This window comes from Pseudoduganella namucuonensis, from assembly GCF_900116645.1.
Taxonomy (GTDB): domain Bacteria; phylum Pseudomonadota; class Gammaproteobacteria; order Burkholderiales; family Burkholderiaceae_D; genus Rugamonas; species Rugamonas namucuonensis.
The window spans coordinates 23,226-50,053 of sequence record NZ_FPBO01000052.1 but is presented as its reverse complement, the minus strand read 5'-3'; the positions used below and the strand labels follow the sequence as shown (position 1 = coordinate 50,053).

Annotated in this window: 22 protein-coding genes; 12 read left to right on the top strand and 10 right to left on the bottom strand. The window is 69.4% G+C overall.

Going from position 1 to position 26,828, the window contains the following annotated elements:
* Positions 1 to 624, bottom strand: a 624-nt coding sequence (locus tag BM436_RS33040) for an IclR family transcriptional regulator domain-containing protein (protein ID WP_093560870.1), incomplete at its 3' end; no start/stop codon positions are given.
* Between the two features lie 131 nt (positions 625 to 755).
* On the opposite strand from BM436_RS33040, the gene BM436_RS33035 reads away from it, so the two are divergent.
* From BM436_RS33035 to BM436_RS33010, 6 genes are all read left to right on the top strand, one after another.
* Positions 756 to 1,631 (top strand): 4-hydroxyphenylpyruvate dioxygenase, encoded by an 876-nt coding sequence (locus BM436_RS33035; RefSeq protein WP_093560868.1) that lies wholly within the window; start codon positions 756 to 758, stop codon positions 1,629 to 1,631.
* Complete coding sequence (locus BM436_RS33030; RefSeq protein ID WP_093560866.1) at positions 1,624 to 2,469, top strand: shikimate dehydrogenase family protein; 846 nt, start codon at positions 1,624 to 1,626, stop codon at positions 2,467 to 2,469. The genes BM436_RS33035 and BM436_RS33030 overlap by 8 nt, the downstream gene beginning before the upstream one ends.
* Complete coding sequence (locus BM436_RS33025) at positions 2,466 to 3,353, top strand: sugar phosphate isomerase/epimerase family protein (protein WP_093560864.1); 888 nt, start codon at positions 2,466 to 2,468, stop codon at positions 3,351 to 3,353. The genes BM436_RS33030 and BM436_RS33025 overlap by 4 nt, the downstream gene beginning before the upstream one ends.
* Before the next feature lie 22 nt (positions 3,354 to 3,375).
* Positions 3,376 to 3,831, top strand: a complete 456-nt coding sequence (gene aroQ / locus BM436_RS33020; RefSeq protein ID WP_093560862.1) for a type II 3-dehydroquinate dehydratase — start codon at positions 3,376 to 3,378, stop codon at positions 3,829 to 3,831.
* A gap of 65 nt (positions 3,832 to 3,896) precedes the next feature.
* Positions 3,897 to 5,027, top strand: coding sequence for a porin (locus tag BM436_RS33015; protein WP_093560860.1), 1,131 nt, complete (start codon positions 3,897 to 3,899; stop codon positions 5,025 to 5,027).
* A gap of 38 nt (positions 5,028 to 5,065) precedes the next feature.
* Positions 5,066 to 6,421, top strand: coding sequence for an MFS transporter (locus tag BM436_RS33010; RefSeq protein WP_093560858.1), 1,356 nt, complete (start codon positions 5,066 to 5,068; stop codon positions 6,419 to 6,421).
* A 4-nt stretch (positions 6,422 to 6,425) separates the two neighbouring features.
* On the opposite strand, the gene BM436_RS33005 is transcribed toward BM436_RS33010, so the two are convergent.
* Positions 6,426 to 7,034, bottom strand: a complete 609-nt coding sequence (locus BM436_RS33005) for a cysteine hydrolase family protein (RefSeq protein WP_093560856.1) — start codon at positions 7,032 to 7,034, stop codon at positions 6,426 to 6,428.
* A gap of 114 nt (positions 7,035 to 7,148) precedes the next feature.
* On the opposite strand from BM436_RS33005, the gene BM436_RS33000 reads away from it, so the two are divergent.
* Positions 7,149 to 8,111 carry a GlxA family transcriptional regulator gene (locus tag BM436_RS33000; RefSeq protein ID WP_093560854.1) on the top strand — a complete coding sequence of 321 codons (963 nt, stop codon included), beginning with the start codon at positions 7,149 to 7,151 and terminating at the stop codon, positions 8,109 to 8,111.
* Between the two features lie 46 nt (positions 8,112 to 8,157).
* Here the strand turns inward: BM436_RS33000 and pcaCD are convergent, their stop codons facing one another.
* From pcaCD to pcaH, 4 genes are read right to left on the bottom strand one after another with little or no spacing between them, the layout of a single operon-like run.
* Positions 8,158 to 9,417 carry a bifunctional 4-carboxymuconolactone decarboxylase/3-oxoadipate enol-lactonase PcaCD gene (pcaCD, locus tag BM436_RS32995; RefSeq protein ID WP_093560852.1) on the bottom strand — a complete coding sequence of 420 codons (1,260 nt, stop codon included), beginning with the start codon at positions 9,415 to 9,417 and terminating at the stop codon, positions 8,158 to 8,160.
* Positions 9,418 to 9,459: 42 nt separating this feature from the next.
* The gene (pcaB, locus tag BM436_RS32990; RefSeq protein ID WP_093560850.1) at positions 9,460 to 10,827 is read right to left on the bottom strand and encodes a 3-carboxy-cis,cis-muconate cycloisomerase; all 1,368 of its coding nucleotides are present in this window, start codon (positions 10,825 to 10,827) and stop codon (positions 9,460 to 9,462) included.
* Positions 10,828 to 10,836: 9 nt separating this feature from the next.
* Positions 10,837 to 11,355 carry a peptidase associated/transthyretin-like domain-containing protein gene (locus BM436_RS32985; protein WP_093560848.1) on the bottom strand — a complete coding sequence of 173 codons (519 nt, stop codon included), beginning with the start codon at positions 11,353 to 11,355 and terminating at the stop codon, positions 10,837 to 10,839.
* A gap of 11 nt (positions 11,356 to 11,366) precedes the next feature.
* Positions 11,367 to 12,059, bottom strand: a complete 693-nt coding sequence (pcaH, locus tag BM436_RS32980; protein ID WP_093560846.1) for a protocatechuate 3,4-dioxygenase subunit beta — start codon at positions 12,057 to 12,059, stop codon at positions 11,367 to 11,369.
* Positions 12,060 to 12,212: 153 nt separating this feature from the next.
* Here pcaH and BM436_RS32975 point away from each other — a divergent pair, with 153 nt between their 5' ends.
* The 3 genes from BM436_RS32975 (at position 12,213) to BM436_RS32965 (ending at position 20,450) form a co-directional block, all read left to right on the top strand.
* A complete protein-coding gene (locus tag BM436_RS32975) occupies positions 12,213 to 12,986 on the top strand; it encodes an IclR family transcriptional regulator domain-containing protein (RefSeq protein ID WP_093560844.1) in 774 nt (257 codons plus the stop codon).
* A gap of 176 nt (positions 12,987 to 13,162) precedes the next feature.
* Positions 13,163 to 14,872, top strand: coding sequence for a methyl-accepting chemotaxis protein (locus BM436_RS32970; RefSeq protein WP_093560842.1), 1,710 nt, complete (start codon positions 13,163 to 13,165; stop codon positions 14,870 to 14,872).
* A 172-nt stretch (positions 14,873 to 15,044) separates the two neighbouring features.
* Positions 15,045 to 20,450 carry a beta strand repeat-containing protein gene (locus BM436_RS32965; RefSeq protein ID WP_143133416.1) on the top strand — a complete coding sequence of 1,802 codons (5,406 nt, stop codon included), beginning with the start codon at positions 15,045 to 15,047 and terminating at the stop codon, positions 20,448 to 20,450.
* 39 nt (positions 20,451 to 20,489) lie between these two features.
* Here the strand turns inward: BM436_RS32965 and BM436_RS32960 are convergent, their stop codons facing one another.
* Together BM436_RS32960 and BM436_RS32955 are read right to left on the bottom strand one after the other, a co-directional pair.
* Complete coding sequence (locus tag BM436_RS32960) at positions 20,490 to 21,515, bottom strand: AraC family transcriptional regulator (protein WP_229490967.1); 1,026 nt, start codon at positions 21,513 to 21,515, stop codon at positions 20,490 to 20,492.
* Positions 21,516 to 21,615: 100 nt separating this feature from the next.
* On the bottom strand, positions 21,616 to 22,584 hold the full coding sequence (locus BM436_RS32955; protein WP_093560838.1) for a transporter: 969 nt from the start codon (positions 22,582 to 22,584) through the stop codon (positions 21,616 to 21,618).
* 314 nt (positions 22,585 to 22,898) lie between these two features.
* On the opposite strand from BM436_RS32955, the gene BM436_RS32950 reads away from it, so the two are divergent.
* Positions 22,899 to 24,104 carry a serine hydrolase domain-containing protein gene (locus BM436_RS32950; protein WP_093560836.1) on the top strand — a complete coding sequence of 402 codons (1,206 nt, stop codon included), beginning with the start codon at positions 22,899 to 22,901 and terminating at the stop codon, positions 24,102 to 24,104.
* A gap of 12 nt (positions 24,105 to 24,116) precedes the next feature.
* Here the strand turns inward: BM436_RS32950 and BM436_RS32945 are convergent, their stop codons facing one another.
* Positions 24,117 to 24,635, bottom strand: a complete 519-nt coding sequence (locus tag BM436_RS32945; RefSeq protein ID WP_093560877.1) for an Lrp/AsnC family transcriptional regulator — start codon at positions 24,633 to 24,635, stop codon at positions 24,117 to 24,119.
* An 80-nt stretch (positions 24,636 to 24,715) separates the two neighbouring features.
* Positions 24,716 to 24,880, bottom strand: coding sequence for a hypothetical protein (locus BM436_RS37355; protein WP_177307717.1), 165 nt, complete (start codon positions 24,878 to 24,880; stop codon positions 24,716 to 24,718).
* A 182-nt stretch (positions 24,881 to 25,062) separates the two neighbouring features.
* On the opposite strand from BM436_RS37355, the gene BM436_RS32940 reads away from it, so the two are divergent.
* Positions 25,063 to 26,823, top strand: coding sequence for a glycoside hydrolase family 2 protein (locus BM436_RS32940; RefSeq protein WP_093560834.1), 1,761 nt, complete (start codon positions 25,063 to 25,065; stop codon positions 26,821 to 26,823).
* Positions 26,824 to 26,828 lie beyond the last annotated feature (5 nt).

Here is a 26,828-nt window from a genome sequence, read left to right as displayed (position 1 = left end):
GCCGATCTCGTACTGGTTCTCGGTGACGGCGAAGCCGGATTCGCGGATCGCCGCCAGTTCGCGCCGCAGCTGGGCCTTGTCCGTGATGGTGAGGTGGGTGTAGGCGATCAGCTCCAGCCGTTCCAGGTAGGCGTCCAGCTCCTCGTCCGGCAGGCCGGACAGCAGCACCCGTCCCGCCGTGGACGCGTAGGCGGGCAGGCGGGTGCCCGGCTCGAAACCGGTGGTGAGCACGCGCGGCGCGTTCACCCGGCTCACGTAGACCACGTCGTCCCCCTCCAGCACCGAGTAGTTGGTGGACTCCTGCAGCTCCGCCGTGAGCTTTTGCAGGTAGGGCACGATGGCGCGTGGCAGGCGGGCCGAGTCCAGGTAGGAGCGGCCCAGGGTCAGCACCTTGGGCGTGAGCCAGAAGATGCGCCCGTCCGTCGCCGCCATGCCGGTGTGCACCAGCGTGAGCAGGTAGCGCCGCGCGGCGCTGCGGCTGATGCCCACCTTTTCCGCCAGCTCGGTGGCGGTGAGGCGGGCGCTGTCTTCATTGAAGGCGGTGATCACGTTGATGCCGGTGACCAAGCCGTCGATCAGGTCGCGTTCGGCGACCTGCACGTTCATCAGTTGGGGCTTTTTCATCGGGTTTTTCAGTGAATTCTGTGCGCTAATCGCGCAAGCTGGGCGATAAGCGCAGTATAGCCGGTTTTGACGGCTATTTTTGCGCTGCCGCGCTTTCTATACTTCCTCCACGATTTGAGCAGGAGGATGAAATGGATATCAACGAAACGCCGCACAACCCGCTGGGCATAGACGGCATCGAGTTTGTGGAGTACGCCACGTCGCAGCCGCTGGCGCTGGGCGCGCTGCTGGAGCGGATGGGCTTCGCCGCCACCGCGCGCCACCGTTCCCGCGAGGTGACGCTGTACCGGCAGGGCGCGATGAACGTGATCGTCAACGCCGATCCGCGCGCGCTGCCGCAGGCCGGCGACGCGCCGCAATCGACCGTGATCAGCGCCATCGCGCTGCGGGTGCGCGACGCGGACGCGGCCTACCGCCACGCCATCGCCATGGGGGCGTGGGCGATCCAGACCCGCGCCGGCGTGATGGAGCTGAACATCCCCGGCGTGCATGGCGCCGGCGACTCCATCCTGTATTTCGTGGACCGCTTCCGCGATTTCTCCATCTACGACGTGGATTTCAAGCCGATTCCGCACGCGCCGTCCCAGCCCCCGGCGCTGGCGGGCATGCACTTCTTCGGCGTGGTGCAGGCGATCGGCGAGGGACGCACCGCCGAGTGGGTGGACTTCTACCAGCAACTGATGGACTTCCGTCCGCTGCCGGAGGGGCGCTATTTCGGCGTGGTCCCCAAGGGCATGTTGCTGGAAAGCCCCTGCCACGGCTTCTATTTGCAGCTGGTGGAACCGCCCGCCGGCGCCGGCGGCCTGCAATGGGAAGAACAGCTGATCCGCGTGGGCTTCGGCGCGCCGGACGTGCTGGGCGCGGTGCGCGAGCTGAAACAGCGCGGCATTGTCTTCGTCGACAGGGAAGCCGCGCAGTCGAGCGAGAAGGGCGCGCTCACCCAACTATACAAGGGCGGCGTCAGTTTCGAACTGGTCGTCAGCACCCCGGGAGGCCAGCATGCTTGAGATTACGGGCACGACGCGCATTTTCGCCGTGATCGGCTGGCCGGTCGAGCAGGTCAAGGCGCCCACGCTGTTCAACGCCTACTTCCAGCGCAACGGCATCGACGCCCGCGTGGTGCCGTTCAAGGTGCCGCCGGAGAACTATATCGGCGTGGTGCGGACCCTGATGGCGATCGAGAACGTGGGCGGGATTTTCGTCTCCATTCCGCACAAGCCCATGAGCGTGGACGCGGTGGATGAGCCCAGCGGCCGCGCGCTGCTGGCCGGTTCCTGCAACGCCATCTACAAGGGCGCGGACGGCGCCATCGTCGGCGACCTGATCGACGGCGAGGGCTTTGTGCGGGCCTTCGACCGCACGCTGGCCGGCGCGCCTTTCGGCTGGGCCGGGGCGAAGGCCCTGGTGGTCGGCAGCGGCGGCGTGGGCTGCGCGGTGGCCGAGGCGCTGGCCGCGCGCGGCATCGCCGCGGTGGATATCTGCGATACCCGCGCCGCCCAGGCGGAGGCGCTGGCGGCGCGCCTGCGGGCGGCCTTCCCGGCGTGCCGGGTGGGCCTGGGCCGGCCGGTGGCCGAGGGCTACGACCTGGTGGTCAACTGCACGCCGCTGGGCATGCACGAGGACGATCCGATGCCGATCGACCTGCGCGGCGTGTCGCCCGAGTGCGTGGTGGCCGACTGCGGCATGAAGATAGAAATGACGAAGCTGCTGGTGGAGGCGCGGGCGCGTGGTTGCCGAATCCAGAAGGGCAAGGAGATGCTGATCGAGCAGGCGCCCCTGTACCTGGAGCGCTTCGGCTGGCCCGGCGTGTCGTCGGACGCTTTCCGCGACATGGGGGCCCTGTGAATCTCTCCAACTTCGGCATGGACAGCGTCACCCTGGCGGGGCCGCTGGAAGCCAAGCTGCGCGCATCGAAGGCGTCCGGCTTCTCGCAATTGATGCTGTGGGCGAAGGACCTGGCCGCGCATCCGGGCGGCCTGGACGAGGCGGTGCGGGTGGTGCGCGCCAGCGGCGTGCGGGTCACGGGCATCCAGGTGATGCGCGACTACGAGGGCCTGGGCGGCGCGCTGCACGACTACAAGCTCGATATCGCCAAGCAGATGCTGATGGTCTGCAAGGCGGTTGGCGCGCCGCTGCTGATGGTGTGCTCCAGCACCTCCAGCCACGCGAGCGGCGACCTCGCCCACATCGCGCGCGACCTGGCCAAGCTGGCCACGCTGGCGTTGCCGTTGGGCGTGAAGGTGGGCTACGAGGCGCTGTCCTGGGGCCGCCATGTGAACCAGTACCAGCAATCGTGGGAAGCGGTGGACCGGGCCGGCCACGCGAACCTCGGCGTGGTGCTGGACTCCTTCCACATGCTGGCCAACCAGGCCACCTTCGAGGAACTGGACGACATCCCCGCGCACAAGATCGCGCTGGTGCAGCTGTCCGACTACATGTGGCGCGAGCTGCGCAGCGCGGAGGAGCGGCTGGAGACGGCACGCCACCTGCGCGTGTTCCCCGGCGAGGGCATGCACGCCAAGGAGCTGTCGGACATGCTGCGCCGCCTGGAGCGCAATGGCTACCGGGGCGATTTCAGCTTCGAGGTCTTCAACGACGACTATCTGCAGTTCACGCCGGAGGTGGTGGCGCGGCGCGCGCACCGCTCCGCCAAGTGGGTGACGGACCAGGTGCTGCGCCGCAGCCTGACCGTGCTGCAGGCGACGGCCGGCCATCCGGTCATGGCTTGAGGGGGAGTCGATGAAATCAGCGATGAAAACGGTACTGGTGCTGAACGGCCCGAACTTGAACCTGCTGGGCCAGCGCGAGCCCGGCGTGTACGGCGCGCAGACGCTGGACGATGTCCGCCAGCTGTGCGACGCGGCGTGCGAGGCGCACGGGCTGCGGCTGGACTTCCGCCAGTCCAACCACGAGGGCGCGCTGATCGACGCCATCCACGAGGCGGGCGCCGCGCAGGCGGCGGGTACGCTGGCCGGCGTGGTGCTGAACGCCGGCGCGTACACGCACACCTCGGTGGCGCTGCACGACGCGATCAAGGGGGCGCAGGTAAGGGTGGTCGAGCTGCACATCTCGAACACGCATGCCCGGGAGGCGTTCCGCCACCAATCCCACATCTCGCCGGTGGCGGCGGGCGTGCTGCTCGGCTTCGGCGTGCGGGGCTACGCCATGGCCATCGCCGGCCTGGCGGAGATGATCGCCCCCGCCTGACCCCGGAGGGACGGTTCCAGGCATCGAAGCACCCATAAAAATATTACAACCACCGAGACAAAACAATGAACAAACAAGTAAGCGCGGCCTGCCTGCTGGCGGCCGCATGGTCCGCCGCGTCCTTCGCCCACGCCCAGAACAACGTCACGCTGTACGGCACCATCGACGAATACATAGGCTATATCCGCAGCGGCACCGGCAACGACATCACGGGGCTGAACGACGGCGCCATCCTGCGCAGCCGCCTGGGCGTGCGCGGCACCGAGGAGCTGGGCCAGGGCTACCAGTTGAAGTTCACGCTGGAGCAGGGCATAGGGGCCGACACCGGCGCGGCCGCCGACGGCAGCCGCCTGTTCGACCGCCAGGCCTGGATAGGCCTGAACACGCCGGTGGGCGAATTCCGCATGGGCCGGCAGAACACGCAGGTGTTCTATATAGGCGGCGCCATCGACTACACCGAACGCACCACCTTCGGCTCCATCTTCAACACCTTCGGCGTGCCGTCGCGCTACGACAACGACCTGTCCTGGAAATCGCCCCGCGTGGCCGGACTGCAGATGGACCTGCACTACGCGCTGCCCGAAAACACCGCCGCCACGTCCAACAAGGGCATCTGGCAGCTGGCGCTGGACTACCAGTCCGGCCCGTGGCGCGCCGGCTACGCCGGCCTGGTGGCCAGCCCGAACGCGGCCACGGCCACGGTGCGCGAGCGCATCCACTACCACAACCTCTACCTGAACTACAAGTACGGCCCCGGCACCGTCTACCTCGCGGCCGGCCGTTCCAACAACTCCACGGCCAACGGCAACGGCCGCAACACCGGGGCCATCCTGAGCCTCGTGGGAAGCCCGAACAACCACTTCGCCGGCACGGACCTGAACGCGGGCCGCTATTACAACCTTTGGGAGTTCTCGGCCGACTACCGCGTCAGCCCCGCGCTGAAGGTGGGGGCCATGCTGGGCGGCGTGCGCGACACGACGGGCGGCGAGGCCGGCGCGCGCAGCGCCAACGCCGGCGCCTATTACGACCTTTCCAAACGCACGCTGCTCTACGGCTTCGCCAGCGTGATGAAGAACCAGGCCAACGCCGGCTTCCGCTTCAGCGGTTCGGCCGCGCCATCGGCCAATCTCGCCAACGCGGACGTCAACGGCCAGCGCCTCGCCGGGCTGCAGCTCGGCATCCTGCACCGCTTCTGATTTCCGGGCGATTTTCTGTTATAACTTTGGAGGACGACATGACAACAACTACTACAATCCGCAAGACACAGGCGATGGACACCAGCCATACCGCCCCGGCCGGCGCCGAGCCGGCGGCCGTCAAGCGCTCGCCGCGCAAGGCCGCGTTCGCCAGTTGGATCGGCAGCGCCGTCGAATACTACGACTTCTTCATCTACGGCACCGCCGCCGCGCTGGTGTTCGGGAAGATATTCTTCCCCGCCTTCGACCCGGCGGTCGCCAACGTCGCCGCCTTCGCCACCTTCGGCGTGGCCTACGTCACCCGTCCGCTGGGCGCCGTCATGCTGGGACACATCGGCGACAAGTACGGTCGCAAGAAGGTGCTCACCTTCACGCTGCTGCTGATGGGCGTGTCCACCTTCCTGGTCGGGCTGCTGCCCACCTACGGCCAGGTCGGCATCGCCGCCCCGATCATGCTGGTCATCCTGCGCATGCTGCAGGGCGTGTCCGCCGCCGGCGAGCAGGCCGGCGCCAACTCGATGACGCTGGAGCACGCGCCGCCGCACCGCCGCGCCTTCTTCACCAGCTTCACGCTGAGCGGCACGCAGGCGGGCCTGATCCTGGCCACGCTGGTGTTCCTGCCGCTGTCCGCGCTGCCGGAGGCGGACCTGCTGGCCTGGGGCTGGCGCATACCCTTCTACCTGAGCGCCATCGTGGTCGCGGTGGGCATGTGGGTGCGCCGCACGCTGCCCGAGACCCCGGCCTTCCAGGAGGAGACCGCCGGCAAGCCCGAGCGCATGCCCATCGTGCAGCTGTTCACGGAGCACAAGGCCAACCTGCTGCGCGTGATCTTCGCGGCGCTGGTGTCGGTGGTGAGCACCATCTTCAGCGTGTTCACGCTGTCCTACGCCGTCAACACCGTCCACATTCCGCGCTCCACCATGCTGACGGTGCTGATCCTGGCGAACGTGATCGCGCTGGCCGCCATCCCGCTGTTCGCGGCGTTGTCGGACCGGGTCGGGCGCAAGCCGGTGTTCATCTTCGGCGCGCTGGGCTCGGCCGCGCTGGTGTGGCCCTACATGTGGGCGATCGGCACCGGCAGTGTGCCGCTGATCTTCACCTTCGGCTTGCTGCTGTCGGGCGTGGTCTACAGCGCCGCGAACGGCGTGTGGCCGGCGATGTACGGCGAGATGTTCGACACCCGCGTCCGCCTGTCCGGCATGGCGATCGGCACGCAGATCGGCTTCGCGCTGGGCGGCTTCGCGCCCACCATCAGCGCCGCCATCCTGCAGCCGGGACCGACGGGCTGGATGCCGGTGGCCGCGTTCGTGACGGCCACCAGCGTCATCTCCGCGATCTCCGTGGCGTCGGCGAAGGAGACGTACCGCACGCCGATGAACGAGCTGGGTTCCTGAGGTATCAGACCACGGGCAGCTCCAGCAGCCGCCCGGTCTTCATGATGTCGCCGAAGGTGTCGTCGATGGTGGCGAGGGCGGCGCGGTGCAGCGTGGCGTGCGGCAGGACGCCATCCGCGGTGTCCAGGTCGCGCGTGGCGCAGGCGTCCTCCAAGACGATCGCCGCGTAACCCAGGGGCACGGCGTCGCGGGCGGCGCCGCTGACGCAGGCGTGGGTCATCAGGCCCGCGATGAGCACCGTTTTCACGCCGGCGGCCTTTAGAAGCGCGTCGAGATCGGTGCCCCTGAACGCGCTGACCTCCGATTTCTTCACGACCGTGTGGCGCGGCGCCGGTTGCAGCTCGCTGTGGAACTCGGCCGCGTCGCTGCCTTCCGCGAAGACCGGGCCGCCGGGAGGCGCCAGGTGCTGGACGTGGAACACCGGGAGGCCGGTCCGGTCGGCGTGGGCGACCAGGCGCTGGGCGTTGCGCAGGGCGCGCATGCCGTCCGGGATGGGCATCTTGCCGCTGAAGTATTCGTTCTGGAAGTCGATCACCAGCAGGGCGGTGCTGGCGGCGTCTATCGATTGCGGCGCGTCGGCGCCGGCGATGGTGCGGATGGTGGGGTGGCTCATCGTGTTCTCCTCGTTGCCCGGTTGTGAAATAAGTAGCGGAAACAGGCGCCAGTATCGGGCGTGGCGGGCGGAGACGGAAGTGTCCCGAAAGACAAGATGTGCTAGGATCGGGCCATGTTGAGTTCCAGCCATACCGTCGCGGTGATCGCCTTCGAGGGCATCAGTCCCTTCCATCTTTCCGTCCCTTGCATGGTGTTCGGCGACGACCTGTCGAGGCTGGGCGTTCCGCGCTACGAGCTGCTGATATGCGGTGAGCGCCCCGGCCAGATCGCCACCATGTCGGGCTTCGGCATCGTGGTGGAGCACAACCTGTCGATGCTGGAACGGGCGGACACGGTGATCGTTCCGGCCTGGCCCGATCCCGAGGAGCGCCCATCCGAGGCCTTGTTGCATGCCTTGCGCACCGCGCACGCGCGCGGGGCGCGGGTGGTCGGCTTGTGCCTGGGCGCGTTCGTGCTGGCGGAGGCGGGCCTGCTGGACGGCCGCACCGCGTCCACGCACTGGGTCTGGGCCGACGACTTCGCGCGCAAATATCGCGAGGTCAAGCTAGACCCCAAGGTCTTGTATGTGGATGAGGGCAATATCGTGACCTCGGCCGGCACGGCGGCGGCCATCGACTGCTGCCTGCATCTGCTGCGCAGCGACCACGGCGCCGAGGTGGCGAGCCGCGTCGCACGCCGCATGGTGGTGGCGCCGGTGCGGCATGGCGGACAGGCGCAATACATCGAGCAGCCTTTGCCCAAGACGCATGGCGGCGACCCGCTCAGCGTGACCTTGGATTGGGCCATCGAGCATCTGGATCAGCCACTGAGCGTGGATATGCTGGCGTCGCGCTCGGCCATGAGCCGCCGCAATTTCACGCGCCGCTTCAAGATGAAGACCGGAACCACGGTGACGACCTGGCTGGTGAACTACCGGCTGGCGGCCGCGCAGCGCCTCTTGGAGACCAGCGACAACGCGGTCGACCGCATCGCGGAAATGGTGGGATTCGGCTCCACTGTGTCGCTGCGCCAGCATTTCACGGCCGCGTTTTCGGTTTCGCCGGCGGCGTACCGCAAGCAGTTCCGGCGGCAGTAGGACGCCTACATCACTCCCCCGACCGGTGCTCGGCCCGGGGATTGGTTCAGACGAGTGCGAGGAACTGCCGCACCGCCCGCGCGAACGCGGTGGGCTGCTCGATGGCGCTGAGGTGGGAGGCGTCGGCCAGCACGGACAGTTTGGCGCCGGGGATGGCGTCGGCCATGGTTTGCGACATGGCCAGCGGCGTGCCCTGGTCCAGCTCCCCGGCGATCACCAGCGTGGGCGCGGCGATGCCGCCCAGGCGCGCGGTGGTGTCCATCGCGCCGACGGCGGCGCAGCATCCCAGGTAGCCTTCGCGGTCGGTCGTCGTCAGGCGCTGGCGGAAGCGGGCGACCGTCGCCGCGCTGGTGGCGCGGTAGCCTTCGTGGAAATAGCGTCCCATCACCGCGTCGGCGATGGCTTCGATGCCGCCTTCGGTCACAGTCACGATGCGCTGGCGCCATTGCGCGCGGGCCTCGTCCGGATAGCCCGAGGTGGAGTTGGCGATCACCAGCGCCTTCACCAGCGACGGATGGCGCAGCGCCAGTTCCTGGCCCACCATGCCGCCCATCGACAAGCCTATCCACACCACCGGGCCGATGCCCAGTTCCTCCAGCATGCGCGCGGCGTCGTCGGCCAGGTCGGCGATGCCGTACGGGCCTGCGGGCGCGTCCGAACTGCCATGGCCGCGGTGGTCGTAGGCGATCACGCGGCAGTCGGCGGACAGCAGGTTGGCGAGACCGTCCCACATGGTGAGGTCGCAGCCGAGCGCGTGGCTCAGCACGATGGTCTGGCGCGCGCCGCCGCCGCGTGGTTCGCGCACGCTGTAGTGCAGCGCGGGCTTGCTGGCGGTGCGTCCCTCGCGGCCGATGCCCGGATGCGGGGTGGAGGAGGGCGCCAGCGGTTCGAGCGCGTAGCCGATTTGCGGGCCGACTTCGCGCAGGATCTGCTGTGCGTGCGCGAACGCGGTGTTGGCGGCGGGGACGCCGGCGTAGATGGCGGACTGCATCAGCACTTCCTTCAGTTCGTCCGGCGTCAGCTTGTCGCCGGCCTCGCCCAGCAGGGCGGCGCGCACGTGCAGTTCGTATTCCTCCCAGCGGCCCAGCGCGATGGTGATCGCGAGCACGATGGCGCGGCGGGTCTTGCGTTCCAGGCCGGGGCGGCCCCAGATCTCGTTCCACGCGAAGCGCGTGATCATGTTCTGGAATTCGGCGTTGAAGCTGGTGGCGTTGGCCACCGAACGGTCGACCCAGGCGTCGCCCAGGACGGCGCGGCGGTTGCCCATGCCGCGTTCGTAATCGTGATCGAGGGGATCGAAGCTCATGTCATTTCCTTAACAATCGTAAGCGGCGTCAACCGTGGGGAGTCAGGACGCCAGCGCGCGGCGCAGCGCTGGTAGTTGCTCCTGCGCCAGCCTGCGCGCGGGGGCCGCGGCTTGCACGGGGGCGAACAGCGCGGCCAGTTCGTCCAGGTCGATCCTGGCGGCGAGCTGTTTGTCGGCGGAGACCGCCTCTTGCAGCAGGCCGGCGAGATCGCGCTCCGATTGCGCGGCTTCCCGCGTCAGCGTTTCGAGCAGCTCGTGCGCGGCCGGACGGCCGATGGCGGCGGCGAGGTGGATGCTGGCCGCCTCGGCGAACACCAGGCCGTGCAGGGCGTCGATGTTGCGCAGCATGCGGGCGCTGTCGATGTGCAGGCCGCCGAACGCCTCGTTCAGGGCGTGCAGCGCGCCGTGCGCGGACAGGAACAGCTGCGGCCACGCGGCGAGTTCGGCCTGCCAGTTGCCCAGGCCGCGCTCGTGCTGCTGGCCCATGGCCGCGAGCAGCGTGGCGCCGTGCTGCGGCGCGCGCGTGGCGGCGGCCAGCGCGATCATCGCCGACACGGGGTTGCGCTTGTGCGGCATGGCGGACGAGCCGCCGCGGCCGCCGCCCGAGGGCTCGGCCAGTTCGCCGATCTCGCCTTGCGCCATCAGGCTCAGGTCCGTGGCGAGCTTGCCCAGGCTACCGGTCAGCACGGCGACCTCCATCCCCAGCCGCACCCATTCGTCGCGCTGGGTGTGCCAGGCGGCGTCCGGCGCGCGCAGGCCGAGCTGGCCGGCCATGCGCTGGGCGACGGCCTGGCCTTGCCCGCCCATGACCGCCAGCGTGCCGACCGCGCCGCCCAGCTGCAGCTGCAGCGCGCGGGCGCCGGCCTCCCGCAGGCGCGCGCGGGCGCGGACCAGCGGCGCGGCCCAGCCGGCGAGCTTGAAGCCGAAGCTGGTGACCTGCGCGGGCTGCATCAGCGTGCGCGCCAGCACCGGCGTGTCCAGGTGCCGCGAGGCCAGCTCCAGCAGCTGCGCGGCCAGCGATTCGAGGCCGGTGTCCAGCAACCGCATGGCTTCCCTCGTCGCCAGGACCATGGCCGTGTCGATCACGTCCTGGCTGGTGCTGCCCCAGTGCACGTGGGTGGCGCTGTCCTTGTCGTATAGCGCCACGGTGCGGGTGAGTTCCTTCACCAGCGGGATGGCCAGGCTGCCGGCGCGCCGCCCGGCGACGATGAGGGCGGGGATGTCGTACAGCTGCGCGTTGCAGACGGAGGCGATGGCGCGCGCCGCCGCCTCCGGGATCAGGCCCTCGGCCGCCTGCGAGCGCGCCAGCGCTTCCTCGAAGCGGAACATGCCCTGGACGATGGCCTGGTCGTCGAACACGGCTATCATGTCCGGCGTGGTGAGGAAACTGTCGAAAATGGACACGCTCACGGCGGCTCCTCAGGTGTAGTCGAAGAACACGGTTTCGCTCGCGCCCTGCATGGCGATGTCCCAGGCGTAGCCGCCGTCGGCCTGCTTGCGGGCGATCAGTGTGCCGCGGCGCTCGGCCGGCACCTGGGCCAGGACGGCGGAACCGTCCACGCCGGCGCCGTCCTCCAGGAAGATGGCGGTGAACTGGTGCTTGACCAGGCCGCGGGCGAACACGGTGACCCAGGCGGCCGGCTCGCCCGGCGTGGGCGCGGCGGGGATGGACAGGCGGAACGCGAAGCGGCCCTGTTCATCGCTGGGCGCGCGGCGGAAGCCGGGTATGGCCTGCTGCGCCTCGTTGGCCGCGCCCTGCGGCAGCCAGGCCTCGATCATGGCGTCGTTGATCGGAACGCCGTCGCCGTCGCGGATCACGCCTTGCACGATGACGGTGGCGGCGCTGCTCTCCAGCGTGGCCGGCGCGCTGGCCTGAACGGCCCAGTCCCAGGCCTCGTGCGAGAACGGGCCGATGGTTTGCGATGTGGTGATGCTCATGGTCGTGCTCCTCAAAGGCCCATCGGGGTGGCGTTGCGTCCGCGCAGGACGATATCGAATTCGTAGCCCAGCATCTGGTCGCTGACGGTCTGCTCCAGGCTGAAACGGGAGACCAGGCGCTGGCGCGCGGCCAGGTCCGGGATGCTCTGGAAGATGGGATCGTAGTCGAACAGCGGGTCGCTGGGGAAGTACATCTGCGTGACCAGGCGCTGCGCGTACACGTTGCCGAACAGGGAGAAGTGGATGTGGGCGGGACGCCAGGCCTTGTCGTGGTTGCCCCAGGGGTAGGGGCCGGGCTTGATGGTGACGAAGCGGTAGCGGCCGTCGTCGTCGGTCAGCATCTTGCCCCAGCCGTTGAAGTTCGGGTCCAGCGGCGCGTCGTGCTGGTCCTTCTTGTGGCGGTAGCGGCCGGCGGCGTTGCACTGCCAGATCTCCAGCAGCGAGTTGCGCACGGGCTTGCCGTCCTCGTCGAGCACGCGGCCCGTGACGACTATTTTTTCGCCCAGCGGCGCGGCGTCGCCCTGCGCGGTCAGGTCCATGTCGTGCGGCAGGATCAGCGATGGCGTGGCGGCGATGTTGCCCGTCACCGGCGCGCGCGCGTCCAGGCGCAGCGCCGGCCGGGTCGGGCCGCGCTTCACGGTCGATTTGTAGGGCGGGTAGATCAGCTCCGGGTAGATGCCGGGCTCGATGATGTCAAAGTTCAACGCGGTCTCCTTGTGCGCTTGGCGCGCGGTTGCCTATCGGGTGTCCCCATACTAGGCAGGCGCGCCGGACCGGACAAGACGAGAAACGCGTGCGATATCCGCTATGCGCCCAATTTGTGCGATACTCGCACAAATCACCAATTTTCCGCGAAAATGGACCAACTGGAACCCGAACCGCACCCCCGCGACCTGATCGCCGGCCTGGAAAAGGGCCTGCAAGTCATCGAGGCCTTCGACCAGGAGCGCTCGCGGCTGACCATCGCCGAGGTGGCCGAGCGCACCGGCCTCACGCGCGCGGCCGCGCGGCGCTACCTGATCACGCTGACCCACCTGGGTTATATGCGCCATGAAAACAAGCAGTTCTCGCTGACGCCGGCCGTGCTGCGCCTGGGCCAATCCTACCTGCATTCGGCGCGCTTGCCGCGCATCGTGCAGCCCTTGCTGTACCGGCTGGCGTATTCGCTGGAGGAGGCCGCGTCCTGCGGCGTGCTCGACGACGACCAGCTGGTGTGCGTGGCGGCGGTGAGCGCGGGGCGGCTGGTGTCCACCACGCTGCAGCCGGGCACGCGGGTGCCGGCCTATTGCACGGCGAACGGCCGCATCCTGCTGGCCAGCCTGCCGCGCGCGAAAGTGGATAATTTTCTGGCCCGCGCGGAGCCGGAACAGATCACCTCGCACACCATCGTCAACAAGGAGCGGCTGGCGCTGGAGATCGCGCGCGCGGGCGAGCAGGGCTACGCGCTGGTGGACCAGGAACTGGAGCTGGGCCTGCGCACCATCGCCGTCCCCCTGCGCAATTTCCGCGGCGAGACGGTGGCGGCGATGAACATCAGCGTGCACGCGGGCCGCATCTCGGCCGGGCAGATGGTGGAGCGCTGCCTGCCCGCGATGCTGAAGATACAGGTGGAGCTGGGCGCGCTGCTCTGAGCGCCGTGCGGCGCGACGGATTAGCATCGATGCGACATTCACGCCTTGATATTTCTCAAAATAAAGCCCCCCGCCCTTGCGATAAGAATGCCATTCCGCGATACTCGCAGAGGAACCAGGGCGGGGTGTGCCGTCCGTCGCCAAATCGATTAACTATCAAAAAAGAATCAACCTCCATGACTATTACCAAACGCTTGATGTTGACGCTCGCCGTGGCGTTGCTGGCGCTGATGTTCGTTGGCGCGAACGGGCTGATACAACTGAAGAGCTCGCAGCAGCGCTTCGAGACCGTGCAATCCCGTCTGATCCCCAGCATCCACGGCCTGAACGCCGCCAAGGGCGCCCTGGGCGACAGCCGCCTGGCGGGCTACCGCCTGTCCGTGTTCTCCAACCTGCCGGACAAGACCGCGCTGGACAAGGCCTACAACGACGCGCACGCGAAGTTCGACGAGGTGATCGCGAACTACGAGAAGGAGCGCATCTACGACGACACCGACCGCAAGATGCTGGAGCAGGACAAGGCCAACATGGCCGCCTACCGCGCCGCGCTGGTGCCGTTCCTGGCCGCCTCGCACGCCGGCGACATGGACGCCATCCGCGGCACGCTGCTGGCCGGCACGCCGCTGGCGCTGTCCGCCGCCGCCCTGAAAAAGGGCCTGGACGACCACATCGAGTACAACAACAAGCTGATCGAGGAAGTGCGCGTCGCCTCCGTGGCGGCCTACGACTCCGCCATGCGCCTGCTGGTGGGCGTGGTGGTGCTGGCCGTGGCCGTGACCGCCGCGCTGGGCTACCAGCTGTTCCGCAGCATCAGCGGCAGCCTGAGCAACATCCGCGGCACGCTGGAGGACGTGAGCCAGTCGCTGGACCTGACCAAGCAGGTGCAGATCGAGCGCATGGACGAGATCGGCCACACCGCCGTCGCCTTCAACAAGCTGCTGACCGACATCGCCGGCGCCATCGGCGCGGCCCGCTCGTCGGCCGACTCGGTCAGCTCGGCCTCGCAGCAGATCGCGGCCGGCACCGGCGACCTGTCGTCGCGCACCTCCGAACAGGCCGCGGCGCTGGAGGAGACCGCCTCCAGCATGGAGGAACTGACCTCCACCGTCAGCCAGAACTCGGACAACGCGCGCCAGGCCAACCAGCTGGCGCGCTCGGCGTCCGAAGTGGCGATCCAGGGCGGCAGCGTGGTCGAGCAGGTGATCCACACCATGGGTTCGATCAACGAATCGTCGCGCAAGATCGTGGACATCATTTCCGTCATCGACGGCATCGCCTTCCAGACCAACATCCTGGCGCTGAACGCGGCCGTGGAAGCGGCCCGCGCGGGCGAGCAGGGCCGCGGCTTCGCGGTCGTGGCGACCGAGGTGCGCAACCTGGCGCAGCGCTCGGCGGCGGCGGCCAAGGAGATCAAGGTGCTGATCGGCGACTCGGTGGAGAAGGTCGGTTCGGGCACCAAGCTGGTGGAGCAGGCCGGCATGACCATGGACCAGGTGGTGGCCAGCATCAAGCAGGTGACCGACATCGTGGCCGAGATCAGCGCCGCGACCGAGGAGCAGAACGCCGGCATCGCGCAGGTGCACCAGGCCATCGCGCAGATGGACCAGAGCACGCAGCAGAACGCCGCGCTGGTGGAGCAGACCGCCGCCGCGTCGCAGGCCATGCAGAACGAGGCGGCCGGCCTGGCCGCCGTGGTCAGCGCGTTCAAGCTGGGCGCCGGTTACGCCAGCGCCGCGCCGGCCCGCGCGGCCCGTCCGGCGGCCACCAGCGCGCCGGTGTCGGCGCTGGTGGTGCGTCCGCCCCAGCCGAAGGCGCGCCAGGCGCCCGCCGCCGCCAAGAAGACCGTCAATGCGCCGGCCGGCGATGGCGAGTGGGAGGAATTCTGATGCTGCTTGCGAAATGATAGTGTCAAAGGCGGCCTGAGCCGGCCGCCGCGACGCTGGATTGCGCTGGGAAATAAGGAGGGAGGCGGTCCGTGAGAGGGACCGCCTTTTTTTTTGCCAACATTTTTGTTTCTTGTTTACAATATGACCTTCAATAAAGTTATCAGGAAGATACGTGGCAGTGATCATCAAGGCTATCGCCAACCTTTCCACCGCCCAAGTCGCGGCCCTGCCACTCAGTGAGATCGCGGCCTTCACCACCGGTCAGTGCGCCGCGCTGAACACGGCGCACATCCGCGCGCTGTCCGCCGCGCAAATCGGCGCGCTGCCGACCGCCGGTCTGTTCGCGGTGGGCACGGCGCAGATCGCCCAACTGAGTACCGCGCAACTGGCAGAGGGCCTGCTGCCGGAACAGGCCGCGGCCCTGACGAACGCCCAGCTCGATGTGCTCAACAGCCGGCAATTCGGCGCGTTGCGGGACGCGGCCGTCGCCGCCTTGTCGCCCGAGCGGCTGGCGGCGCTGAAGACCGCGACGCTGACGGGGCTGCAGGCCAGCCAGGCCGCCGCGCTGACCACCAGCCAGGTGGCCCAGTTGTCCCCGCAGCAGGTTGCGGCGTTGGGCACGTCGGTGCTGGCGCAGGGCTTGACGAGCGGCCAGATCGGCGCGCTGCGCACAGTGCAGGTGGCCGCGCTACGCACGGCGCAGGCGGTCGCGCTGTCGACCGCCGCGCTGGCCGGCTTGCGCACCGACGGGGTGGCGGCGCTCAAGACCAATGTGGTGGCCGCGCTTGGCACGTGGCAGGTCGCCGCGCTGAGCACGGCGCAGGTGGTGGCGCTGGACACGGCGCAGGCGGCGGCCCTGACCGGCGCCCAGGCGGGGGCGCTCGGCGCCGCCGCGCTGGCGGCGATGGAGGCGGCCGATTTCGCGGCGCTGCGTTCGGCCGCCATTGGTGGCCTGACGACCGCGCAGATCGCCGCGATGGCGACGGAACGGGTGGCGCAGCTGGGTACGGCCCAGATCGCCGCGCTGACGAGCGCGCAACTGGCTCACGGGCTGGGCGCGGCGCAACTGCTGGCGCTGAACAGTATGCAGTTCGCCTTCCTGGCACCGGCCCAGTTGGGCGCCTTGTCGACGGCCGCGTGGGTGGCGCTGTCCCCCCAGCAATTGGCGCGGCTGAAAACGTCCGCCATCGCCGCGCTGCGCACGGCACAGATGGCGGCGATGACGACGGCGCAGGTGGTGGCGCTGACCGCCGCGCAGGCCGCCACCCTGGACGGCGCGCAATTGGCGGCGCTGGGCACGGATGGCATCGCCGCCCTGGAGACGGCCGACTTGCTGGCGCTGCGGCCGGCCGCGCTGGCCGGCTTGACGACGAACCAGCTTGCCGCCATCGCGCCCGGACGCCTGGCCTTGCTGGGAGCCGCCCAGATCGCCGCGCTGACGACCGCGCAACTGGCCCAGGGCCTGGACACGGCGCAGTCCGCCGCGCTGTTCAGCACGCAATTGGCCACGCTGAGCCCGGCGCAATTCGGCGCCTTGCCGGCAGCGGCACTGGCCGTCTTGACGACGGCCCAGTTCGCGCAGCTGAAACCCGCCGTCATCGCCGCGTTGCGCGGCGCGCAGGTCGCCGCGCTGGGCACGGCCCAGGTCGTGGCGCTGACCGCGGCGCAGGCGGCCGCGCTGGGCAGCGCCCAACTGGCGGCCCTGAGCGCGGAGCAACTGGCGGCGCTGGAAATCGCCGACCTGGCCGCCCTGCAACCGGCGGCCCTGGCCGGCCTGGGCACGCGGCAGTTCGCGGCGCTGGCGCCGGCGCGGCTGGCCGCGCTGACAAACGCCCAGCTCGCCGCGCTGACCACGGCGCAACTGGCGCACGGCCTCGGCACGGATCAGTTCGCCGCGCTGGGCAGCGCGCAACTTGCCGCGCTGACCACGGCGCAGTTCGGCGCCTTGCCGGCCGCGATGCTGGCGGGACTGACGACGGCCAAGTTCGCGCAGTTGAGAACCTCCGTCATCGCCGCGCTGGGCAGCGCGCAGATCGCGGCGCTGGGCACGGCCCAAATCGTGGCGCTGGGCACGGCGCAGGCGGCCGCGCTGGGCAGCGCCCAACTGGCGGCGTTGGCCGACGATCAACTGGCGGCGCTGGAAACCGCCGACCTGGCCGCGCTGCGGGCGGCGGCCCTGGCCGGCCTGGGCACGCGGCAGCTGGCGGCGCTGGCGCCGGCGCGGCTGGCCGCGCTGACAAACGCCCAGCTCGCCGCGCTGACCACGGCGCAACTGGCGTACGGCTTGGGCGCGGACCAGTTGGCCGCGCTGGGTAGCGCCCAGCTGGGCGCGTTCAGCCCGGCCCAGTTCGGCGCCTTGTCCACCGCGGCGCTGGCGGCGTTGCCGACGGCGCGGTTCGCGCAACTGACCCCGGCCGCCATCGCCGGCCTGCGTCCAGAGCAGGTCGCCGCGCTGGGCACGGCCCAGATCGTGGCGCTGACCACCACGCAGGCCGCCGTGCTGGGCAGCGTTCAGCTCGCGGCGCTGGACACCGCCGCGATCGCCGCGCTGGAAACCGCCGACCTAGCGGCGCTGCGTCCCGCCACGCTCGCCGCGCTGACGACGCGCCAGTTCGCCGCCATCCCGGCCGACCGGCTGGCGCAGCTGGGCTCGGCCCAGATCGCCGCGCTGTCGACGGCGCAACTTACCCAGGGGCTGAGTTCGGCGCAACTGGCCGCGCTGGCGGCCGCGCAACTGGGCGCGTTCACGGCGGACCAGTTCGGCGCTTTGCCGATCAGCCTGCTGACGATTCTGCCCGCGGCGCAGTTCGCGCAACTGAAACCCAACCTGATCGCCGCGTTGCGCGCCGCGCAGGTGGCCGCGCTGACCACGGCCCAACTGGGGGCGCTCACCACCGCGCAGGCGGCGGTGCTGGGCAGCCACCAGGTGGCGGCGCTGGGCACCGCCGGGGTCGCCGCGCTGGAATCGGCCGACCTGGCCGCGCTGCGGAGCGTCGCGCTGGCCGGACTGTCCGGGGCGCAGCTGGGCGCGCTGGGAACGGCGGGCGCGCGTGCGCTGACCGCCGCCCAAGTGGCGGCCTTGACCACGGCGCAACTGGCGGCGGGCCTGGGCACCGCCCAGATCGCCGCGCTGAGCGAGAGCCAGGTGGCCGCGCTCAGCGCGCCGCAGTTCACGGCGCTGCGCGACGGCGCGTTGCTGGCGCTGGCCCCCGACGCGATCCGGGGCTTGAAACCGGCGCTGTTCGCGGCGCTGACGACGGCGCAGATCGCCAGCCTTTCCACCGCGCAGATGGCGGGGCTGGGAACGCTGCAACTGTCCGTGCTGCGTACCGCCAGCGTGTCCGCGCTGCGCGGCGAGCAGTTGGCTGCGCTGGACAGCGCGCAATTGGGCGCGCTGTCGGCCGCGCAACTGGGCGCGGTGACGACCCAGGCCCTGGCCGGCCTGGGCGGGCAGCACATCGCCGCGTTGAAGCCGGCCGCCGTCGCCGGTCTGGGCACCGCGCAGATCGATGCGCTCAGCGAGGAGCAACTGGCGGCGCTGACCACCGCCCAGGCGGGCGTGCTGAACGGCGTGCAGGCGTTGGCGTTGGGAGCCGAGGGCCTGGCCGCGCTGGAAACGGTGGATCTGGCGGCGCTGCGGCCCGCCACCGTCGCCGGCCTGTCCAGCGCGCAGTTGGCGATGCTGGCGAACGGAGGCCTGGCGGCGCTGACGCCGTCGCAACTGGGCGCCCTGCAAACCGCCCAGATGGCTGTGTTGGGCGCCTCGCACCTGACCGGGCTGGGGACGGCGCAGATGGCCGCCCTCGGCGCGCCGCAACTGGCGGCGTTGCCGGTGTCTTCGCTGCAAGGCTTGCACACCGGACAGTTCGCCGCCTTGCGGGCGGCGGCGCTGGCCGGCCTGCGCACGGAGCAGATGGCCGGGCTGTCCACCGCGCAGGTCGCGGCGCTGAGCATCGCGCAAGCGGCGGCGCTCAGCGCGCCGCAGGTGACCGCGCTGGGCACGGCCGCCGTGGCGGCGCTGGAAACGGCGGACCTGGCGGCGCTGAAACCGGCCGCCGTGGCGGCATGGTCGATAGCGCAATTGGCGGCGCTGACGCCAAGGCAGGTGGCGGCGCTGAGCACTGCGCAAATGGCCGCGTTGACCACGGCGCAACTGGCGTCGGGTTTGAGCAGCGCGCAAGTGGCGGCGCTGCAGCCGGCCCAACTGGGAGCGCTGAGCGCGGCTCAGGCCGCCGTACTGGCGGGCAGTTCGCTGCCGGCCCTGGGCACCGCCGCCGTGGCGGGGATGAAGGAGGCGGCGCTCGCCGCGCTGACCACGAACCAGTTGGCCGCGTTGGGCACGGAGCAGGTCGCGGCGTTGACCACGCGCCAGATCGCGGCGCTGCAGACGGCCCAGATGCTTGGCTTGCGAACCGCGCAGATCGCGGCGCTGACGTCCGCGCAGGCCGGCGCGCTCAGCACCGCGCAGTTCGCCGCGCTGTCCACCGCCGCGCTGGCCGCCGTGGAAACGGCCGACATCGGCGCGGTCAAGGTGGCGGCGGTGGCCGCGCTGTCCAGCGCCCAGTTGGCGGCGCTGGGCACGGCGCAGCTGGCGGCCATGGGCACGGGCCAGTTCGCCGTGTTGCGCTCGGCGCAGATCGCCGGCTGGTCCGCCAGCCAGGTGGCCGCGCTGGAGACGGCCGACCTGGCGGCGCTGAACGCGTCCGTGATCCGCGCGTTCTCGACCGCGCAGATCCGCGCGCTGACCCCGGACCAGATCAGCCAGATGACCAGCGCCCAGGTCTGCGCGCTGCACATCGGCCAGGTGCTGGCGCTGACGGCGCAGCAGATCGCCGCCTTCGCCCAGCCGTTCTACACGCCGGTGGTGCTGGACCTGGACGGCAACGGCATCGACACCGTGGGCGTGGAGGCCGGCGTGCGCTTCGACATGCTGGACAGCGGCACGGCCGTCGCCACCGGCTGGGTGGGCGGCGCGGACGGCCTGCTGGCGCTGGACCGCGACGGCGACGGCCGCATCGAAAGCGGCGCGGAGCTGTTCGGCTCGGGCACCACGCTGGCGGCCGGCGGCAAGGCGTCCGACGGCTACCAGGCGCTGGCCGAACTGGACAGCAACGGCGACGGCGCGCTGAGCGCGGCGGACGACGCCTTCGGCCAGCTCCAGGTGTGGACGGACGGGAACCGCGATGGCGTCAGCCAGGCCGGCGAGCTGCGGACACTGCCGCAACTGCGCATCGCCAGCCTGTCGCTCGAGACGGAACAGGGGCAGACCGTCAGCAACGGCAATATCGTGGGGCTGCTGTCGAGCTATCGGACCGAGGACGGCGGCACGCACGCGGCCGCGGACGTGTGGTTCGCGGGCGCCGGGGCAGGGGCGGGAGCGGGATCGGGCGGGGCTTCGGGAGCGACTCCGGGAGCGGCCGCGGGCCTGAGCGCCAACGTCGGCCAGCTGGTGCAGGCGATGGCCAATTTCGGCGGCGCCGCGCCGGCCTTGGGCCAGTCGCTGAGCCCGGCCGAACAGCTGCGTGTGCGGGGCCTGCTGGACGACGGCACGCGGGGCTGGCTGGCGGCGGTGAACTAGCCTCAGGCCGAAGGTGGCGTGTGGCCTTCGCCACACGTCTCAATGTGTCCGCAAGCGGTTCAATGTCATCGACGGATATTCGCCGAAGCGTTTGAAATAGACGGCGGCGAAGACGCCAAGGCTGGAGTAGCCGAACAGGTTGGCGATGGCGACGACCGTACAGCCGGGGGGCGCCGACATGAGCGCCTTGCGCACGCCTTGCAGCCTTTGCTCCCGCAGAAAAGTCATCGGCGTATAGCCGCGGAAGTGCTTGAAGGAGTTGCTCAGCGTGCGAACGCTGACGCCGGCGGCGACCGCTATCTGTGAGAGTGTCGGGCATGCGCGCGCGTGGTTGTGCATGTATTCCTCGGCGATCTTCACGCAACGCGGAACGACACCGGCTCGCGACGCCGCGTCGCCGTCCCGGGCGCCGCTCCGCCGCGTCCACTCCGACAGCATGTGCATGCCCAGCATTTCCTCAAGGTGGCTGCCGAGCGGGCCGCGGGTGACCAGATCGGGCGTCTCGGCGACACAGCGGCAAACGTAGTGCAGCAGCGCGAGCCACGACGAGTTCGGCCCGCCGAAGGCCACCTTGCGGCGCCAGATTTCCTCCTCCGCCGGCACGCCGTACCAGCGCACGAAGAGTTCCTCCAGATACTGGTGGGGGAAGGTGATGTTCACCTGCAGGTGGGCGGGGTCGAAGTCCGCGCTGTAGTCGGTTCGGCTTGTGTCGACGAGGAAGGTGTGGCCGGCCGGCGTTTCGGCGAACGCGCCCGGGGCCATCCAGTGGCGGGCGTTGCCGCGCACGCTGGTCACCGCCATGCCCACGCCGGGGCCCATGGAAAAATCGCGCAAATGCATCGCGATGCCGTAGGAGAAGCGGCTCAGTATCATGCTGCCGATGGAAACGGCGTGCAGCACCGCGTCCGGTTCCCGGACGGCGCCGCTGGGCGCGGCCTTGTAAGGCATGTACACCTGGTCGGACCAGGTGCGGATTTCGTCGAAATCCTTGGATCTGATCAGTTCGTAGTCAGCGATGGGCCGGTCCTGGGCGTCGCGGAGCAAAGCATTCTGCAAGAAGTCCAATTTTTTCCCCTGAAGCCGTCAATGGAAAGGCGGCCGCCCATCATCGCATATCGGCGGCCCATGCCGGGCGTCGGGCGGTGCCGGCCCGACGCCGCCGGCCTTAAAACACTTTCACGAGACGCAGGTTGAACCGATGGTCTTCCTTGAGCCCGGTGCGGACGGAGAAATCCCGTCCATAGGAGCCGAGGAGCTGGACTGTGGGCGAGACGAAGTGGCCGATGGAGAGCAGGCCCTTGGTCCGTCGCTGGTCGTCGCCCTGGCCGAGGCCGTCCACCCTGGTCTCGCCGCCCCATTCATGCGAGAGCATGCCGGCCACGTGGGTGGCCGCGGCGACGTGGTAGCGCAGGTGGGCCTGGGCCTGGTAGGAGACGGCTTGCCGCATCGTCGCGCCGGTGCCGCCAAAGTCGCTGTTACGGCCGTACCAGACCACGTCGCCCACCAGGTCCAGCGTCCACTTGTCGGACAGCGGGGTGATGTAGCCGGCCTGCATGTCCAGCTTCCAGCGGTTCTCGCCGAAGGCGTTGAGCGCCTTGTCGCGGTCGTACTGGCCGGTGGGCAGGTAGATCCACGGCGTGATGGCGAAGGCCCGTTTCCGCTCGGGATCCTTCATCAGGTGGACCGTGGGGGCGAAGATCAGGTCGCCGATGCCGTTGGCCGAGGAGAGGCCTGACAGATCGCCGCCGCTGCGCAGTCTTCCGAATGGCAGCAGGAATTGCGGGATGACGGTGACGTCCCCGACATCGACGAAGCGCACGGCGCGCAGGATGCCGACCTCGGCGGTCAGCCTGGCGTTGCCGGAGAGTTGGTCGCCCTGCCGGTACAGCCTCTTGCCCTCTACATGCTGGTAATAGAGGACGGCGAGGTTTGTGCCGTCGGGCAGGCGGGTGTAGTCGCCGGCGTCCACGGTGGCGCCATGGGCGCTACCCGCGAAGGCGGTGATGGCGCCGAGAGCGGCGAGGGCGCCGAGCGTGATGGCCCGCCGCCTGGTCGGGGGGCGTCCGGTGGACAGCCGGCTGGTGGCTGCCCGCCTGGTGGCCGGTCGCGTGGCACGGGTGGTGTTCTGGTGCATGGTTGGTCTCCTTGGCGCGATGGCGCTCGTTATAGGGAAGCCGGCGCGCCACTGGGTACGCGGCGCCGCCGGCGGCACGGCGGCGTTGTCGCCGCCGGACCTGCGGGGCAGTTTGCGGATGAAGTCCGGTCGCGGCTGTCGCGATCCGGCAGGCGCCTGTCTGGCGATGGCGGGAACTTGTTGCCGGAATTCGACAGCGCCTTGCCGGATTCCGATCAGCCGCCGTTGGGGCGCCGCCTAGACTGCTTTTCCCGGCGCGGAAAAGCGGCGCGACCGGGGGGCCTGGCCATTCCGCTTGCCATAGGAGACAAACGATGAATCAACCCCAACTTCAGCAGGCGCTTGATGCCTTGCTGCGGCAATCCGTCCAACGCCGCGGCGGCATCCCCGGCGTGGTCGCCATGGTCACCGACCGCGACGGCAACCTCTACGAGGGGGCTGCCGGCACGCGCGAACTCGGCAATGCGGAGGCGCCCATGGGCGTCGACGCCGTGTTCGCGATCTTTTCCACGACCAAGGCGATGACGGCGACCTGCGCGCTGCAGTTGATCGAGGAGGGACTGCTGTCGCTGGACGATCCCGTGGACCGCTACCTGCCGGAGATCGGCGACTTGCGGGTGTTGACGGGCTTCGACGACGCCGGCCAGCCGCTCACCCGGGAACCGAAACGGAAAATCACCGTCAACGACCTGTTCCTGCACACCAGCGGCATGGCGTACGAATGCTTCAGCACCGCCGATCTGCGATACCGGACCGCGAAGAGCGTGCCGAGCGTGGTGTCCTGCACTTTCGCCTCGATGCGTTCGGTGCTGCTGCACGACCCGGGCGAGGGCTGGACCTATGGCGTCGGCATCGACTGGCTGGGCCGCGTCGTCGAGAAGATTCGCGGCAAGCGGCTCGGCGAGGTCATGCGGGAGCGGCTGTTCGCGCCGCTGGACATGGTCGACATCGGCTTCGCGATGACGCCGCCCATGCTGGATCGCCGCGTCACCATCCACGACCGCGGCGAGCATGGGCAGCTCACGCCGCTGCCGGATCTGATCCTGCCGCAGCCGCCGGAGATGGATTGCGGCGGGCAGGGCCTTTACGCCACGGTTGGGGAGTACATGAAGTTTATCCGCATGATACTGAACGACGGCATGGGGCCGAACGGACGGGTGCTGAAACCGGAAACCATCGCCTTGATGGGCAAGGACGGCCTGGTGGAAATGGGTCTGTCAAGCGCCGGCTGGGCCACTTGCATCCCGTCCCTGAGCAACAGCGGCGAGTTCTTCGCCGGCCAGGACAAGGGCTGGTCGTACAGTTTCCAGATCAACCGAGAGACGGCGCCGACCGGCCGTCCGGCGGGGGCGATGATGTGGGCCGGGCTGGCCAACTGCTTCTACTGGATCGACCGGCAGACCGGCATCGGCGGCTTTTGGGCCACGCAGATACTGCCCTTCCAGGATGCCGTGGCCTACCCGAGCTTCGTGGAGTTCGAGAGCGCGGTGTACAGCGGCGTTAAATTCAGGGGCCGCTAAATACGGCGGCCGCTACTGGGAGAAATGCACCCGCATCTTGGGCTGGCGCGGCTGGGCGATATGGTCCAGCGGCAGCTCGGTCACCTGCTTGACCTTCTTGAGGGAGATGTTGGACTTCACGTTGGTCACGCCCGGGATGCGCAGCAGGTGGTGCATCATGAATTCGGAGAAGGAGGCGAGGTCGTGCGACACCACGCGCACCACGTAGTCCGCCTCGCCCGTCACCGAGAAGCATTCCAGCACCTCCGGCAGGTCGCTGATGGCCTGCTCGAAGGTGTCCGCCGACGAGCTGCCGTGGCGGTCCAGCGTCACGTGGATGAAGGCCATCACCCCCAGGCCCACCACCAGCGGGTCCAGCATGGCCGCGTAGTGGTCGATCACGCGCGCCTCTTCCAGCCGCTGGATGCGGCGGCTGACCTGCGAGGTGGACATGTGGATTTTTTCGCCGATGGCGCTGTTGGTGGCGCGGCCGTCGCGCTGCAGTTCTGCCAGCAAGGCGAGGTCGTGGCGGTCTACGCTGAGCGTGGTCATGCTTTCTCCGGTGATGCGCGTTTTGTGCGTGAATTGTAGCATTCACGCACAAGGCGCAAGACCGGATCAGGCCGTCCGTATCAGGCGGCCTGTATCGCGCCGCGGCCCTTCACCTCGTTGCGGTACTTGGCCCGCGCCAGCGCCCGCTTCTCCGCCTCCATGGCGATGTTGAACCGGCGGGTGCGCGCCTTCTCGGCCTTGCTGCGGTGCTGGGCCTCGTCCTTGTTGCCGATGCGTTTGGTCATGTCGCTCTCCTGATTGGGTGAGCGCCCATCTTGCCCCGCGCCGCCCTCCCGCTCCGTACGCTGGCGCACCGATGGCGGAAGCCATGCTTGCCCGATTGTATTGAACCATGGGCGGGCCGGGTTCGTTGTTACGATTTCCCGCTCACGGCGTGGTGCCGTGACACTCGACAGCGGGAGAAAAGATGAGCCAGTTCGAATACCCACGGCCGCAGCTGGTGCGCGCCGAATGGCAGTCCCTCAACGGCGACTGGGAGTTCGCCTACGACGACGAGCGGCGCTACCGCGTGCCGACCGACGCCATCGCCTGGGACCGCGGGATCACCGTGCCGTTCGCGCCCGAGAGCGAGGCCAGCGGCATCGGCGACCAGGGATTCCACACCGTGTGCTGGTACCGGCTGACGTTCGCCATGGCGGGGCGGGGCGCGCGCACCATCCTGCACTTCGGCGCGGTGGACTACCACGCCCGCGTCTGGATCAACGACGTGCTGGTGGCCGACCACGAGGGCGGCCACACGCCGTTCTCGATCGACGTCACCGACGCGCTGGCCGGCGGCACCATGCAGACCATCGTGCTGCAGGCCGAGGACGACGCGTCCGACCTGGCCAAGCCGCGCGGCAAGCAGGACTGGCTGCTGCATCCGCACTCGATCTGGTACCCGCGCACCACCGGCATCTGGCAGACGGTGTGGGTGGAGCAGCTGGCGCCCACCTATATCAAGTCGCTGCGCTGGACGCCCATCTTCGACGGCTTCGAGATCGGCTGCGAGATCCTGGCCGGCGGCGACGTGCGGCCCAACCTGTCGGTCGAGGTCAAGCTGTGGCACGGCGAGAAGCTGCTGGCCGACGACGAGTACCTGCTGGTGGGCATGGAGGCCAACCGCAAGATCGCGCTGTCCGACCCCGGCATCGACGATTCGCGCAACGAGCTCTTGTGGAGCCCGGAACGGCCGACGCTGCTGGACGCCGAGCTGATCCTGCGCAGCGGCGGCGAGGAGCTGGACCGAATCCGCTCCTACACCGCGATGCGCTCGGTCGCCATCAGCCGCGACCGCTTCATGCTGAACGGCCGGCCCTACCAGCTGCGGCTGGTGCTGGACCAGGGCTACTGGGAGAAGTCGCACCTGACCGCGCCGTCCGACGAGGCGCTGCGCGTCGACGTGGAACTGGCCAAGGCCATGGGCTTCAACGGCGTGCGCAAGCACCAGAAGATCGAGGACCCGCGCTACCTGTACTGGGCCGACCGGCTGGGCCTGCTGGTGTGGGAGGAGATGCCGTCCGCCTACGCCTTCAGCGCGCGCTCGATGACGCGCCTGCTCAAGGAGTGGACCGAGGCCATCGAGCGCGACTACAGCCATCCCTGCCTGATCGTCTGGGTGCCGTTCAACGAGTCCTGGGGCGTGCCCAACCTGACGTCGATGCAGGCCCACCGCAACGCCGTGGAGGCGCTGTACCACACCACGCGCATGCTGGACGCGACCCGCCCCGTGATCGGCAACGACGGCTGGGAGGCCTCGGCCACCGACATCCTCGGCATCCACGACTACGACGCCGACCCGGAAAAGATACGGGCGCGCTACGAGGTGGCCGACCCGGTGCGCACGCTGTTCGACCAGCGCCGTCCCGGCGGGCGCATCCTCACGCTGGACGGCTTCCCGCACCGCGGCCAGCCCATCGTGCTCACCGAGTTCGGCGGCATCGCCTTCGATCCGCGCCAGCCCGAGCACCACACCTGGGGCTATTCGCGCGCCAACACCGCCACCGCCTTCCACGACCACTACCGCGCGCTGCTGAAGGTGGTCAACGAGACGCAGATGTTCAGCGGCTTCTGCTACACGCAGTTCGCCGACACCTTCCAGGAGACCAACGGCCTGCTGAACGCGGACCGCTCCCCCAAGATCCCGCTGGAGCAGATCAGCGCCGCCACCCGCAACGTGCCGTTCTAGGGGGC